Source organism: Qipengyuania sp. L-5Y, assembly GCF_056859455.1.
In genome coordinates, this window is record NZ_JBSXOM010000032.1 from 375,269 (window position 1) to 388,665 (window position 13,397).

Sequence of the window (13,397 nt, forward strand, 5' to 3'; positions counted from 1 at the left end):
GCCATCAGCCAAGTCGACCTCCTGACTCCGCCGGCCTCATCGCAGACTGCGCGCTTTGCCGATGGGTTCGGACAGCGTTCGCTGCTGACGATCGACACGGAAGAGGAATTCGACTGGGAAGCGCCCTTTCGTGCAGATGGATATGGTCTCGACCATATCGCGGCATTGTCCGGTTTTCAGCAATTCTGCGAAGGGATCGGTGTCTCTCCCGTCTATCTCGTCGACTGGCCCGTGGCCCAGGATGCCCGTGCGCAGGAGATCATCGGCGATGCCATACGCCGCGGACAGGCGGAAATCGGCGTCCAGTTACACCCTTGGGTCAACCCGCCCCACCACGAAGAGGTAAACCGCCGTAACAGCTTTGCCGGCAATCTTCCTCCCGAACTCGAAGCCGAGAAATTTCATCGCCTGCGCGATCTGGTGGAGGAAAACTTCGGCGCGGTCCCGCTGATCTATCGTGCCGGCCGCTATGGCCTTGGCCCGCATACGGCGGGGCTTCTGGGTGAAGGCGGTATCGCCATCGACAGTTCGGTGCGCGCCCGGTTCGATTACACGGATGAAGGGGGCCCCGATTACAGCCGCCATCCGGTTGCACCCTATTGGGCCGATGCAGGGAAGACCCTGCTCGAACTTCCGCTGACCACGTCCTTCTGGGGCATGCTGCGCCAGCAGGGGCAGCAGTTGTACCCGCTCGCACATCGCTACCCCTTGCTTGGCAGCATACTCGCCAAGACCGGGATGCTGGAGCGAATCGGCCTTACACCGGAAGACATCACGCTCGAGGAAGCGCTGCGCGCCGTCGATATCGCCATCGACGATGATCTGCCGCTGCTGGTCCTGAGTTTTCATAGCCCCTCGCTCGCGCCGGGGCATACGCCCTACGTCCATAATGAAGACGATCTGGATCGGCTGTATGACTGGCTGCGCGGCGTCTATTCCTATCTGCGTGCGCGCGACGTCCGCCCGACGACGGTTGAAGAAATCATCGCCTCTGCTGTTCGCTAGAGCTTGCAACGTCCACGCACCGCGGCTAGGCGCGCTTCTCCGCACGGCGTGGCTGGGGGCCTGTAGCTCAGTTGGTTAGAGCTGGCCGCTCATAACGGCTAGGTCGCGGGTTCGAGTCCTGCCGGGCCCACCAAGCTCGGCGCTATGCGGGAAATCGGTCGGGGAGTGGCGCAGCCTGGTAGCGCACTTGTTTTGGGTACAAGGGGTCGCTGGTTCGAATCCAGTCTCCCCGACCAGATTTCCAGCAGGGCAGACATGTCGCAAGCGAAGCACGGGAGGTGCGCCGTTTGACTAGCCAGACAGCCGCACCCTCCCCCACTTTCGACACCCGTCTGATCTGGGCCATCGCGCTGCCCGCCATGGTGACCAATGTCGCCACGGCCCTGATCGGCGTGGGCGACATGTGGATTGTCGGCCAGCTTGGCGATGCACCGACGCAAGGCGCGGTCGATATCGGGGCCAAGCTGTTCGCCGCGCTGTTCACCGTAATGAATTTCCTGAAGACTGGCACCACGGGCCTCGTTGCGCAGGCGGGCACACGCTCCGGCGCGCAGGCGCAGGCGGCGGTTCTGATCAAGGGTCTGGTCGTCGGCGGCGCCATTGCCGCCCTGCTGCTATTGGCCAAGCCGGTGCTCATGCCGCTGCTGCTCGATGCCCTCGGGGCCGAAGCCCGCGTGCGCACGGCCGCCGTGGTCTATGCCGACATCCGGTACTGGAGCGCACCAGCCGTCATGGCCAACTTCGCGCTGGTCGGCTTTCTCGTCGGTCGTCGCCGGATGCGCGAAGTGCTGGCGATCGAGGTTTTCTACAATCTGCTCAACGTCGCGCTCGGCCTGTGGCTGGCGCTTGGTCTGGACTGGGGCATCGCCGGGATCGGCTGGTCCAGCTTCACGGCCGAATTTGCCAAGCTGGCGATCGCATCGCTGGTCATCTGGCGCATTGCCGGGGGCGAGATCGGCGAGGCGCTACGGTCGGGGACAAGCGTTTCGCTCGCCGCCCTCAAGCCCTTCCTCGCCGTCAATCGTGACCTGTTCCTGCGCACGGTGGTGCTGATGGTCGCCATCACTGCCCTCACCCGGCTGGGTGCGGAACGCGGGCCCGTCGTCCTGGCGGCGAACGGCATCATCTACCAGCTCTTCGTGCTTTCGGCGCTGCTGCTCGACGGGTTCGAAAACGCCGCGCAGGTCATCAACGGCGAACGAGCCGGCGATGAAGACCGCGTGGGCTTCACGGCTTATATCCGGTTGATCCTGTGGCGCTGCCTAGCCGTTGCCATCGTGCTGGCCCTTGCCTTCGCCGCCATTGGCGGCACGATTACCGACAGCTTCGCCGCCACGCCTGCCGTTGCGAGCGAGGCGCGCCAGCTATGGCCGTGGCTCGTTGCGATCCCTCTCGCGGGGTTCGCGGGCTTCGTGCTCGACGGCGTTTTTGTGGGGGCGAGCTGGACGCGCGCTCTGCTGCTGACGATGGTCGGCGCAGTCGCGGGCTATGCCGTCCTGCTATTGTTGACCTGGCCGCTCGGCAATGACGGGCTGTGGCTCAGCTTCATCGCCTTCCTAGTCCTTCGGGCCGGGCTGCAGCTGGTGGCAATGCGCAGGCTGATCGCCCGGCATTTCCGCGCCGCCCTTCCCTAGGCAGGCGTCACTCCCCGACTACGATCGGCCGGTTGTGGTTGGCGAGCACATTGGTCACCGCCGTCCACACAGCCACGTTCTGGCGCAGCTGTTCGGGGTCGATCTTGTCCAGCGTATCGTCGGGCGTGTGGTGCAGGTCGAAATAGCGGGTGCCGTCCTGCTGCAGATCGATGATCGCGGCGCCTTGCTCGCGGATCACGTTGATGTCGGCCCCGCCCGTCGCCACAGCGGCAGAGGGTGCAACGCCGAAACGCGCTACGGCCTGCGCCAGAGCCTTGTAAAGTTCGGGATCGCTCTTGGTGAAATTGCTGTCGATACGCCAGATGCGGTCGGCACCGAAATCGCTTTCATATCCCACCATGAAGGGTTCGTCCGCGTGGGCCGCGGCATAGGCCTTGCTGCCCCACAGGCCGGTTTCTTCCGCCCCTGCAAACAGCACGCGGATCGTGCGCAGCGGCTGGCCGGCGGCGGCGACATGCTTGGCGGCGGCAGCGGCGATACCGCAGCCTGCACCGTCGTCGATCGCGCCCGTGCCAAGATCCCAGCTATCGAGATGGCAGGCCAGCAGCAGCGGCGGCAGCGAAGGATCGCGCCCTACGATCTCGCCCGTCACATTGCCGCTCTTGGTGGTGCCGACATCGCGCGGGGTCATGGTCAACCGCATGGTGACCGGCTGGCCATCGGCGCGTGCGAAAATGCGCTCCAGATTGTCCGCATCGGGGTTCGATAGCGCGCCAGCGGGCGTCGCCTTCACGCCCTCGGGAAAGCTCGTGCCGCCGGTATGCGGCGTGCGGTGGTTTTCGGTGCCGATCGAGCGGATGACCGTGGCCACGGCGCCCTTGCTGGCGGCCAGTCCCGCGCCGGTCCAGCGCGCCGGGCCGGCAAAGCCGTAACCCGAACCGTCCTGCGTCGGGCGCATGTCGTGGCTGATGAAGGCGATCTTGCCCTTCAGGCTGCCCGGTGCCGCCGCTTCCAGATCGGCATAGCTGGGGAAGTAGACCACTTCCGCCTCGATGCCCTTCGGCCCGGTCGATGCGCTGGTTCCCAGTGCGGTGATCTGCATCGGCTGCGGGAACGGGCCGGTGATCTCGGCGCGTTCTTCCCCGCGCACCCAGGTCGGCATGTCGTACGGCTCTTCGACGACATTGGCGAAGCCGTTGGCGTTCAGCCATTCCAGCGCCCAGGCGCGCCCGCGCGCTTCGGCTTCGGTACCGGCCATACGCGGCCCCACTTCCGTCGTGATTCCCTCGACGAAATCCCACGCGATCGTATCGCTTTTCAGCGCGTCGTCGGCGGTGTCGGCATGGGCGGGAGCGGTGAGCGAAAGCGCGGCAAGCGCGAGGATGGGTTTGTGCATGGCCGCATCTGCTATGTCGCCCGGCCCGCGCTGTCCACCGCTTTGCGCGTTCCGCTTGCTCCTTTGCGCCTGCATCCCTATCTGCGGCCCCATGTCACGCGGGCGGTGCCCCGCCCCACTCCAGATCTCGCCAAAAGGATTCGCCAGATGGCCGCGCAATACGCCTTCGTGATGAAGGACATGACCAAGACCTTCCCCGGTGCCCAGAAGCCGGTGCTCAGCAACATCAACCTGCAGTTCTACCAGGGCGCCAAGATCGGCATCGTGGGCCCCAACGGCGCAGGTAAGTCGACGCTGATCAAGATCATGGCCGGCATCGACACCGATTTCACCGGCGAGGCATGGCCGGGCGAGAACATCACCGTTGGCTATCTCGAGCAGGAGCCCGAACTCGACGAAAGCAAGACCGTGCTCGAAAACGTCAAGGACGGCGCGCGCGGCATCGCCGACATGGTCGAACGCTTCAATGCGATCGGCATGGAAATGGGCGAGGAAGATGCCGATTTCGACGCGCTCAGCACCGAGATGTCGGAACTGCAGGACAAGATCGACGCGGTCGATGGCTGGACGCTCGACAACCAGCTCGAAGTCGCGATGGAAGCGCTGCGGTGCCCGCCGGGCGACTGGCCCGTCACCGACCTGTCGGGCGGTGAAAAGCGCCGCGTCGCGCTTACCCGCCTGCTGATCCAGAAGCCCTCCATTCTGCTGCTGGACGAACCGACCAACCACCTCGACGCCGAAAGCGTCCAGTGGCTCGAAAACCACCTCAAGGATTACGCGGGTGCGGTGCTGATGATCACCCACGATCGCTACTTCCTCGACAATGTGGTCGAATGGATCCTCGAGCTCGACCGCGGCAGCTACTATCCGTACGAAGGCAATTACTCGACCTATCTGGAAAAGAAGGCCAAACGCCTCGAACAGGAAAGCCGCGAGGAAAGCGGCCGCTCGAAAGCCCTTTCGCGCGAACTGGAATGGATCCGGCAGACGCCCAGCGCCCGCCAGACCAAGTCCAAGGCCCGTATCCGCAAGTTCGAGGAACTCCAGGAAGGCCAGAAGGATCGCAAGCCCGGCAAGGCCCAGATCGTCATCCAGGTGCCCGAACGTCTTGGCGGCAAGGTCATCGAAGCCAAGAACATCACCAAGGCCTATGGCGACAAGCTGCTGTTCGAAGACCTGTCTTTCATGCTGCCCCCGGGCGGCATCGTCGGCGTGATCGGCCCCAACGGCGCGGGTAAGTCCACGCTGTTCAAGATCCTGACCGGCAAGGAAGAACCCGACAGCGGTACCGTGGAAATCGGATCGACCGTCCACCTGGGCTTCGTCGACCAGAGCCGCGACCATCTCGATGCGAGCAAGAACGTGTGGGAGGAAATCTCCGACGGGCTCGATTACATGAAGGTCAACGGCCACGACACCAGCACGCGGGCCTATGTCGGCGCGTTCAACTTCAAGGGCGCGGACCAGCAGAAGAACGTCGGCAAGCTGTCGGGCGGTGAACGCAACCGCGTGCACATGGCCAAGATGCTGAAAGAAGGCGGCAACGTGCTGCTGCTGGACGAACCGACCAACGATCTCGACGTGGAAACGCTGGGCGCGCTGGAAGAGGCGATCGAAAACTTCGCCGGCTGCGCCGTGGTCATCTCGCACGACCGCTTTTTCCTCGACCGTCTGGCCACCCACATCCTCGCCTTCGAAGGCGACAGCCACGTGGAATGGTTCGAAGGCAATTTCGAAGCCTACGAAGAAGACAAGCGCCGCCGCCTGGGCGACGCTGCGGACCGTCCGACAAGACTGGCGTACAAGAAGCTTACGCGCTGAAAAGGCTGAGGCCGCGCTTTGCGTCGGTCTCTCCACCGTATTTCGTCATCCCTGCCTGCGCGGGGATGACGAAGCGCGGGCCAGGCGTTCTGGCCAAATTCATTGACCTTGTTCCGGTTGGTACATAGCCTGCCGCTGTTCGAGGGAGCTTTCAGTGACGAACCATTCAACGGCCAATCAATCGGGACGCAAAAAGCTGACGAACGCGACGTCGCTGTTCTTGCTCGCGCTCGTGGCGATAATTGTCTTCGGCTATTTCGGCTATAATGTGGGCAAGGATATGGCGCTGCGGGACAATGCACGGGATGCGACGGCCGCGCAGCGGTAAGGGCGTCCAGCAGGGCGCTGCGGTTGCGCTGCCGCGACGCATAATACCGCGCAACCATAACTAATTCAGACAGAAGGGCCGCAGGCCCCGGGTTGGCTTACGGCCCTCTGCAAGATCGACGAGCTAGTTACTCCGCGCCGATGAAGATCGCCTTCGCGTTGACGAATTCCTTGACGCCGAAGCCGCCGTGTTCGCGGCCATAGCCCGAATTCTTCACCCCGCCGAAGGGCATCGATGGGTCCGCCACGCCATAGGTGTTGATATAGACCATTCCGGTGTCGAAGTGCTTGCTCGCCAGTTCGATCGCGCGGTCGGTATCGCCGCACAATATGCCGCCGCCGAGGCCATAACGGCTGTCATTGGCGAGGCGCATCGCGTCCTCGTCGTCCTTTGCGCGGATCACGCTGGCGACCGGGCCGAACAGTTCGTCGTCATAGGCCGGCTGCCCCGGTGCAACATCGGTGAGCACGGTCGCGGGATAGAACGCGCCCGGTCCGTCGGGGATTTTGCCACCGCAGGCAATCTTGGCGCCCTTGGATACGGATTCGTCCACCTGCTTCTGCAGATCGTCGCGCAGGTCCGCCGACGACATCGGTCCCATGTCGCTATCCTTGGCGGTCGGATCGCCAAGCTTGACCCCTTCGAAACGCCCGACGAACTTTTCCAGAAACGCGTCATAGACCTTGTCGGTCACGATGAAGCGCTTGCCGTTGATGCAAGTCTGGCCATTGTTGTAGAGGCGCGCCTGCGCGCACACATCGGCTGCCTTCGCCAGGTCGGCGTCTTCCAGCACCAGATAGGCATCGTTCGAACCCAGCTCCAGCACGGTCTTCTTGATGACCTTGGCCGCCTTCTCCGCCACGTGGCGCCCCGCCCCGTCCGATCCGGTCAGCGTTACGCCGCGCACCTTGTCGTGGGCGATGATTTCATCCGACGTGTCGTGATCGATCACCAGCACGGTGAACAGGTTCTCGGGCAGGCCGCCTTCCCTGAATATCTTCTCGATCATCAGTCCGCTGCCGGTGCAGAGCGAGGAGTGCTTCAGCAGCACGCCGTTCCCGGCCATCAGGCTGGCGATGGCATAGCGGATCACCTGATAGGCGGGAAAATTCCACGGCTGGATGCCGTAGATCACGCCGATCGGCGAATAGGTGACGATGCCGCGCGCCGCATTGCTGGGATCGCGTTTTTCGTCGGCCAGCTCCTTCGGCCCGGTGGCGGCGGTATAGTCGCAGATGCCGGCGCACAGCTCGATCTCGTCACGGCTGTCGCCGATCAGCTTGCCGACCTCGCGCGTCATCAACTGCGCAAGTTCTTCCTTGTTGTCGCGCAGGGCCTTGCCGATGCCGCCGATTACGGCAGCCCGTTCTTCCAGGCTTTTCAGCTTCCATTCGCTAAAGGCCTCGTGGCAGGCCTCGACCTTGGCCGCGGCGTCCTTGGCGGAAATCATCTCGAAGCTCTCGATGTTTTCGCCGGTTGCGGGATTGACGGTGGTGATGGTGGACATGGGGGTTTCTCTTTCGTGTCTGTTTACCCACTCAAGGAACGAGCGCCCCCGAACGTTCCAACACTAATTGGTCGAGCAACTTCACGTCCCGTCCCACACCCGCCCTCGTCATCCCCGCGCAGGCGGGAATCCAGCCTTACGCGGCGCGTCATCGCCGTCTCGCCAATGACCGCAAGCGTCCCCACCACCAGCCGTAGGACCCCCTCTCGAACAATCCTATTTCTGCGCTAAATACTTGACTTTCATACACCTTTTCGGCATAGCCCCCGCCGGATCGGGAGGGCGCGAAAGCTGGTGCACCCCCTTCCTTGCCCCCATGGCCCGCGACGGCGGTGTCCGGAAGGGCGACGCGGCCGGTGCGAAAGGCGCGGGCGTCCAGATCGGGATCGGATGACCTCTTCCGGATCGCAAGGACACCTCTCCTCCTTCACCGGATGCGGCAGGCAGTACGATAGCGGTTGCGGGGCCCTTTCGCCCGCGCGGACAGCGGCAGGGGCTCCACGCTTTGTAAGGCGAACCCTCCCCGTCGCACCGATTGCCCATGTCGCACACGAGTATAATCGGGGTTCAGGTTCGTGTTCATGCCCTGCCGCCTCAAGGCTCCGGTAGTGCATGAAATATCCGTGCGATGCGGCTTTATCACCCTTCGCACGAGGCCCGGCAGGCAGCCACGCGAACCGCGCCGACACGTCCCGGCCACCGCCATCCCGCTCCCGGGCTACGCCGCGCGTCTCGCGCAAGGTTCGCTCCGGCCGCGTGATCTTGTTTTGTAGGCATTACGGTCCGGGCTCGCCGCCGGATGTTTTCGTGTGTCCCACTACCCACGTTCTTTCACCACTGCCATTCACCGTGCGTGATGGTCTGCCCAAAGCGGAAATTCCGGGCTCGGGTCCGCTTCGTTTGACTCCCCCCACCCACCTTTGACAGACTCGCGCGCGACGCGCCCGGTCCGCGGGTGCATTTCCCGAGCAGTGCAACCCTCGCGCTGCGAACACGAAATCTTGAAGGATATTCATGACCACTCCCAACAGCGGTGACACCGTCACCATCGACTACGTACTCAAGCGCACCGACGGCGAAGAAGTCGGCAATACCCAGCAGGCCGGCCCGCAGGACATCACCATCGGTAGCGGCCAGATATTCCCGCAGATCGAAGAAGCGCTGACCGGCATGGCCGTCGGCGAAGAACAGAGCGTTTCGATCGATTGCGCCAATGCCTTCGGCCCGCGCCAGGATGCGCTGGTGATCGACATTCCGCGTGAAAACCTGCCGCCCGAACCCGCTCCGCAGCCCGGCATGGCCATGCAGGCGCAGGCGCAGGACGGTTCGCCCATGACGCTCTACATCGTCGAAGTCGGCGATCAGACGATCAAGGCCGATGGCAACCACCCGCTCGCAGGCGAAGATCTTACCTTCGACATTACCCTGCGCGATATCAAGCAGGCTGCCTGATCGATCCGGCCGGGCGGCGGCGCTCCAAGGCGAGCGCTGTGCCGCCCGGCCACCTCCTGACCTCTTACGCGAGGTTCAGGTTATGCGGCCTTAAGATGAACGTAAGGTCGTCAAGTCGGTTCACTTACGGGTCAGCCCGTTGTGTTACATGTTGCGACATCGACAACAGCCGCAGGTGGTGGAGCGGCAGTACCCGACGAAGGATTCGCTCCATGAAACTGACCAAATTGATGAAGGGCGGCGCGCTCGGCGCTCTCGCGGCGGCGATGGCGATCACCGCCCTCCCCGCCGAAGCCGTGGCGCAATCCCGCGACCGGCAGGAACGCGCAGATCGCGGCGACCGTGGTAATCGCGGCGGCGATGCGCGCCAGCAGCGCGGCAATCGCGGTGAAGCCCGCCAGCGCGGCGAGGCCCGCCAGCAGCGCAGCGAACGTCGCGAACAGCGCCGCGAAGCCTGGCAGGGCAATCGCGGCGATGCCACGATCAGCCGCGGCGACCGCAATTTCAATCGTGACAATCGTGGCTCCCAGCAGGCGCGCGAACAGGCCGCCCGCGCCCAGGCCGCCCGGGCGGAAGCGCAGCAGCGCAATCGCAGCTACTCCGGCGATCGCAACCGTTCCTACACCGACCGCAACCGTGTCGACCGTCGCCAGGAAGCGCGGCGCGAGGCCTATCGCGACGGCCGCCGTGACGAACGTCGGCGGGACGTGCGCGAAGACCGCCGCATTCGCGACAATGCCTATCGCAACGGTCGTCAGGCCGAACGTCGCCGCGACCGGTATGAAGATCGCAACATCCGCCGCGACGGATACCGGGACGGTTACCGCGAAGCCCGCCGTGACCAGCGTCAGTCACGCTATTACGACGGCCGCCGCTGGCACGATTACAACCGCTGGGATTCGCGTGGCTGGCGCAACAACAACCGCTATGACTGGCAGCGCTACCGGCACAGCAACCGGAACGTCTATCGCCTCGGCCGCTATTACTCGCCCTATCGCGATTACCGCTACCGCCGCCTGAGCATCGGCTTCCAGCTGGGCAGCCTGTTCTTCGGCAGCCGGTATCAGATCAACGATCCGTGGCGCTATCGCCTGCCCGCCGTCTACGGCCCCTATCGCTGGGTCCGCTATTACGACGATGTGATGCTGGTCGATATCTACAGCGGCGAAGTGGTCGACGTGATCTACGACTTCTTCTGGTAACCGCCTTCCGCCGGCCGGCTTGAGAGTGGTCCGGTCGGCAATGAGGCCCCCGTCGAGTGATCGGCGGGGGCTTTTTCGTGGGCCTCAGCCCGGAACCTTGCCAAATGGCAGCATGCGGAAAATGCCGCCGTTCTTGTCGAAGAAAGTATGCTTCAGTGCGCCGAGGATATGCAGCGCGATCAGATAGATGAAGATCGATCCGCCCAGCGCGTGCATGTCGAAGATGGTGCCGCCCAGCGCCCTGTTCTCACCCACCGGAAGCTGCGGAATGGTGAACAGGCCGAAGAAATCGATGCTTCGCCCGGTCAGCGAATTCGCCAGCCAGCCGCCCAGCGGCAGCGCGATAAGCAGGACGTAGAAGATGACATGCACTGTGCGCGCCAGCGTCTTTTCCCATCCGGCAAGATCGGACGGCAGGGGCGGCACCTTGTGCGTGGAACGCCACAGCAACCGTCCCACGGTCAGCACCAGGATCGTGATGCCCACGGCCTTGTGATAACCCATGACCGTGCCGCGCATCGCGCCTTCGAAATCATGGGCACGTTCGACGATCTGCCAGTTGGCGATGACGAGTATGGCGATCAGCCAGTGAAATATCATCGCCCCTGCAGAATAGCGGCGCGCAGTCGTGTCGGTCATGGTCCATTCCCCCGGAACGTTTCACCCCTACCTACCGGGCGCGTGCAAACTGGCAAGTCACGTCTTGTCGCAGACGATGCGATTGCTACACGTCCCGCATGACTACCAAGACCGCCCCCGTTCCCGATCAGGATGCTCTGAAGCGTGTCGGCGCCAGAGTTCGCAAACGTCTCGATGCCGATCCGCAGGCCTACCGGGTCCCGACCGACAAGGCCGACATCTACGCCATCGGCGATTTCTTCACGCCGGAAGAATGCCAGCGCCTGATGCATATGATCGATGCCGTCGCCCGGCCCAGCCAGCTTCACGAAACGGCCTATGTGGCCAAATTCCGCACGTCCTATTCAGGCAATTTCGATCCCCACGATCCCTTCGTCAAATCGATCTCGCGCCGCATCGACGATGCGCTCGGCCTGCCGGGAAAGGTGGGCGAGAATATCCAGGGCCAGCGCTATCTGCCGGGTCAGGAATTCAAGCCGCATAACGACTGGTTCTATACCGATCAGGAATATTGGAACATCGAACGCAAGCGGGGCGGCCAGCGTTGCTGGACCGCCATGGCCTTCCTCAACGAAGTTGAAGAAGGCGGCCACACCCACTTCGTCGAGGTGGGCGCCTCGATCGAACCCAAGCCCGGCGTTCTCCTGGTGTGGAACAACGCCACGCCCGAAGGCCTGCCGAATGAAGATACGCTTCACGCCGGCACGCCGGTCATCAAGGGTCAGAAATACGTGCTGACCAAATGGTACCGCACGCGCAAGCACACCTGACCTGTCAGGTCGCCGAGGCCTCGCCCCGGGCCGGAGCGACTATGCCTTCGCCAGCGCCTCGGCAATCAGCTTGCGGGTGTTGGCGACGCCGTAAAGCGCGATGAAGCTGCCCATGCGCGGTCCCTGCTCGCTGCCCAGCAATGTCTGGTACAGCGCCTTGAACCAGTCGCGCAGGCTCTCGAACCCGTATTCCTCGCGCTTGCCGATTTCATAGACCTGCGTCTGCAAATCTTCCGCGCTCGTATCCTCGCTCGCATCGGCCAGATAGGCATCGAGCGTGCGGAGCGCCTCCGCCTCGTTCGTGGTCGGTGCGCGCTTGTCCAGAGTGGGCACGATGTAATCGCGCGTATAGGCAACCGCAGTGCTGATCAGCACTTCCAGTTCCGGCGTGATCTGGCCTGCGCCGATGTAGCTTTCCAGATAATCGCGCAGCGATGCCTCGCTCGCTTCGGCGCCGAGCACGCTGGCAAGGTTGAGCAGCAGTCCATAGGTCACCGGCAGGCTTTCGCCCGCACCCGGTGCTTCGCTGCCTTCGAAGCCGCCATTGGCACGCGCAAGGTGCCACACCGGATTGCCCAGTTGCTTGTCCAGATCCTGTTCGGACAGGCGTTCGCGGAACTGCCAGTAATCGTCCACCGCGCGCGGGATCACGCCCACATGAAGCTGCTTGGCGCTCTTGGGATTGGGGAAGATGTAGAAACCCAGGCTCTCTTCGCTGCCATAGGTCAGCCATTCCTCGATCGTCAGCCCGTTGCCCTTCGACTTGGAGATCTTCTCTCCCTTCTCGTCGAGGAAGAGTTCGTAGATCAGCCCTTCGGGCTTCTTGCCGCCCAGGACCTGCACGATCTTGCCCGACTGTGTGACGCTGTCGGTCAGGTCCTTGCCGCACATCTCGTAATCGACGCCCAGCGCATACCAGCGCATCGCCCAGTCGACCTTCCACTGCAGCTTGGACATGCCACCAAGCGCGGACTGCTCGACCACGCTGCCATCTTCATCGGTGAAGCGGATCGTGCCAGCTTCGGCATCGACCACTTCGACCCGCACCTGCAACACCGCTCCCGTGGTCGGGCTGATGGGCAGGACGGGCGAATAGGTCTTGCGCCGTTCTTCGCGCAATGTCGGCAACATGATGTCGAGGATCGCGCCGTTCTTGCGCAGTACCTGCCGCAGGGCGTCGTCGAAAGCGCCCGAGTTGTAGCGGTCGCTGGCGGACATGAACTCATATTCGAAACCGAACCGGTCGAGGAATTCGCGCAGCATCGCATTGTTGTGATGCGCAAAGCTTTCACGCGTGCCGAACGGATCCGGAATACGTGTCAGCGGCTTGCCCAGATTGGCTGCCAGCACGTCCTTGTTGGCGATATTGTCCGGCACCTTGCGCAGCCCGTCCATGTCGTCGCTGAAGGCGACAAGGCGCGTCTTGCCGTCGTCCGGCTTCGCGCCGATCATGGCTTCGAAGGCGCGGCGCACCAGCGTGGTCCGCAGCACTTCCTGGAACGTGCCGATATGCGGCAGACCGCTGGGTCCGTACCCGGTTTCGAACAGGACCGGCGAACCGTCCGGCTTGGCACCGTCGGGATAGCGTTTGAGCAGGCGCTGGGCCTCCTGAAACGGCCAGGCCTTGGAAACGCGTGCGGCGGTAATAAGATCGGTCATGCTCATGGCTGTTGCCTCTTGCC

Annotated in this window: 12 protein-coding genes and 2 tRNA genes; 10 read left to right on the forward strand and 4 right to left on the reverse strand. The window is 63.4% G+C overall.

Features of this window, described 5'->3' with window-relative positions:
• Positions 1 to 3 precede the first annotated feature (3 nt).
• The 4 genes from AC13F2_RS15460 to AC13F2_RS15475 all read left to right on the forward strand — a co-directional run bounded on the left by AC13F2_RS15460 (position 4) and on the right by AC13F2_RS15475 (position 2,639).
• Complete coding sequence (locus AC13F2_RS15460) at positions 4 to 1,005, forward strand: polysaccharide deacetylase family protein (protein WP_482965745.1); 1,002 nt, start codon at positions 4 to 6, stop codon at positions 1,003 to 1,005.
• 56 nt (positions 1,006 to 1,061) lie between these two features.
• A tRNA-Ile gene (locus AC13F2_RS15465) sits at positions 1,062 to 1,138 on the forward strand.
• A gap of 26 nt (positions 1,139 to 1,164) precedes the next feature.
• Positions 1,165 to 1,241 (forward strand) — tRNA-Pro (locus tag AC13F2_RS15470).
• A gap of 51 nt (positions 1,242 to 1,292) precedes the next feature.
• Positions 1,293 to 2,639 carry an MATE family efflux transporter gene (locus AC13F2_RS15475; RefSeq protein WP_482965733.1) on the forward strand — a complete coding sequence of 449 codons (1,347 nt, stop codon included), beginning with the start codon at positions 1,293 to 1,295 and terminating at the stop codon, positions 2,637 to 2,639.
• A 7-nt stretch (positions 2,640 to 2,646) separates the two neighbouring features.
• Here AC13F2_RS15475 and AC13F2_RS15480 read toward each other — a convergent pair whose 3' ends face one another.
• Entirely contained in the window at positions 2,647 to 3,996 is a 1,350-nt protein-coding gene (locus AC13F2_RS15480; RefSeq protein ID WP_482965734.1) for a M20/M25/M40 family metallo-hydrolase, read from the reverse strand.
• Positions 3,997 to 4,143: 147 nt separating this feature from the next.
• Here AC13F2_RS15480 and ettA point away from each other — a divergent pair, with 147 nt between their 5' ends.
• Both ettA and AC13F2_RS15490 read left to right on the forward strand, forming a co-directional pair.
• A complete protein-coding gene (gene ettA, locus AC13F2_RS15485) occupies positions 4,144 to 5,817 on the forward strand; it encodes an energy-dependent translational throttle protein EttA (protein ID WP_103025173.1) in 1,674 nt (557 codons plus the stop codon).
• Between the two features lie 154 nt (positions 5,818 to 5,971).
• Positions 5,972 to 6,145, forward strand: coding sequence for a hypothetical protein (locus AC13F2_RS15490; RefSeq protein WP_482965735.1), 174 nt, complete (start codon positions 5,972 to 5,974; stop codon positions 6,143 to 6,145).
• 127 nt (positions 6,146 to 6,272) lie between these two features.
• Here the strand turns inward: AC13F2_RS15490 and AC13F2_RS15495 are convergent, their stop codons facing one another.
• On the reverse strand, positions 6,273 to 7,652 hold the full coding sequence (locus AC13F2_RS15495; protein ID WP_482965736.1) for an NAD-dependent succinate-semialdehyde dehydrogenase: 1,380 nt from the start codon (positions 7,650 to 7,652) through the stop codon (positions 6,273 to 6,275).
• Positions 7,653 to 7,887: 235 nt separating this feature from the next.
• Between AC13F2_RS15495 and AC13F2_RS15500 the strand changes: the two genes are divergently transcribed.
• The 3 genes from AC13F2_RS15500 to AC13F2_RS15510 all read left to right on the forward strand — a co-directional run bounded on the left by AC13F2_RS15500 (position 7,888) and on the right by AC13F2_RS15510 (position 10,306).
• Positions 7,888 to 8,046, forward strand: coding sequence for a hypothetical protein (locus AC13F2_RS15500; RefSeq protein WP_482970475.1), 159 nt, complete (start codon positions 7,888 to 7,890; stop codon positions 8,044 to 8,046).
• Between the two features lie 620 nt (positions 8,047 to 8,666).
• Positions 8,667 to 9,104 carry an FKBP-type peptidyl-prolyl cis-trans isomerase gene (locus tag AC13F2_RS15505; RefSeq protein ID WP_196845835.1) on the forward strand — a complete coding sequence of 146 codons (438 nt, stop codon included), beginning with the start codon at positions 8,667 to 8,669 and terminating at the stop codon, positions 9,102 to 9,104.
• A 212-nt stretch (positions 9,105 to 9,316) separates the two neighbouring features.
• The gene (locus AC13F2_RS15510; RefSeq protein ID WP_482964915.1) at positions 9,317 to 10,306 is read left to right on the forward strand and encodes an RcnB family protein; all 990 of its coding nucleotides are present in this window, start codon (positions 9,317 to 9,319) and stop codon (positions 10,304 to 10,306) included.
• An 84-nt stretch (positions 10,307 to 10,390) separates the two neighbouring features.
• Here AC13F2_RS15510 and AC13F2_RS15515 read toward each other — a convergent pair whose 3' ends face one another.
• Positions 10,391 to 10,945 (reverse strand): cytochrome b, encoded by a 555-nt coding sequence (locus AC13F2_RS15515; RefSeq protein WP_103024390.1) that lies wholly within the window; start codon positions 10,943 to 10,945, stop codon positions 10,391 to 10,393.
• Positions 10,946 to 11,043: 98 nt separating this feature from the next.
• Between AC13F2_RS15515 and AC13F2_RS15520 the strand changes: the two genes are divergently transcribed.
• Positions 11,044 to 11,715, forward strand: a complete 672-nt coding sequence (locus tag AC13F2_RS15520; protein WP_103024389.1) for a prolyl hydroxylase family protein — start codon at positions 11,044 to 11,046, stop codon at positions 11,713 to 11,715.
• Positions 11,716 to 11,754: 39 nt separating this feature from the next.
• On the opposite strand, the gene AC13F2_RS15525 is transcribed toward AC13F2_RS15520, so the two are convergent.
• Entirely contained in the window at positions 11,755 to 13,380 is a 1,626-nt protein-coding gene (locus AC13F2_RS15525) for a lysine--tRNA ligase (protein WP_482964914.1), read from the reverse strand.
• Positions 13,381 to 13,397: the final 17 nt, after the last annotated feature.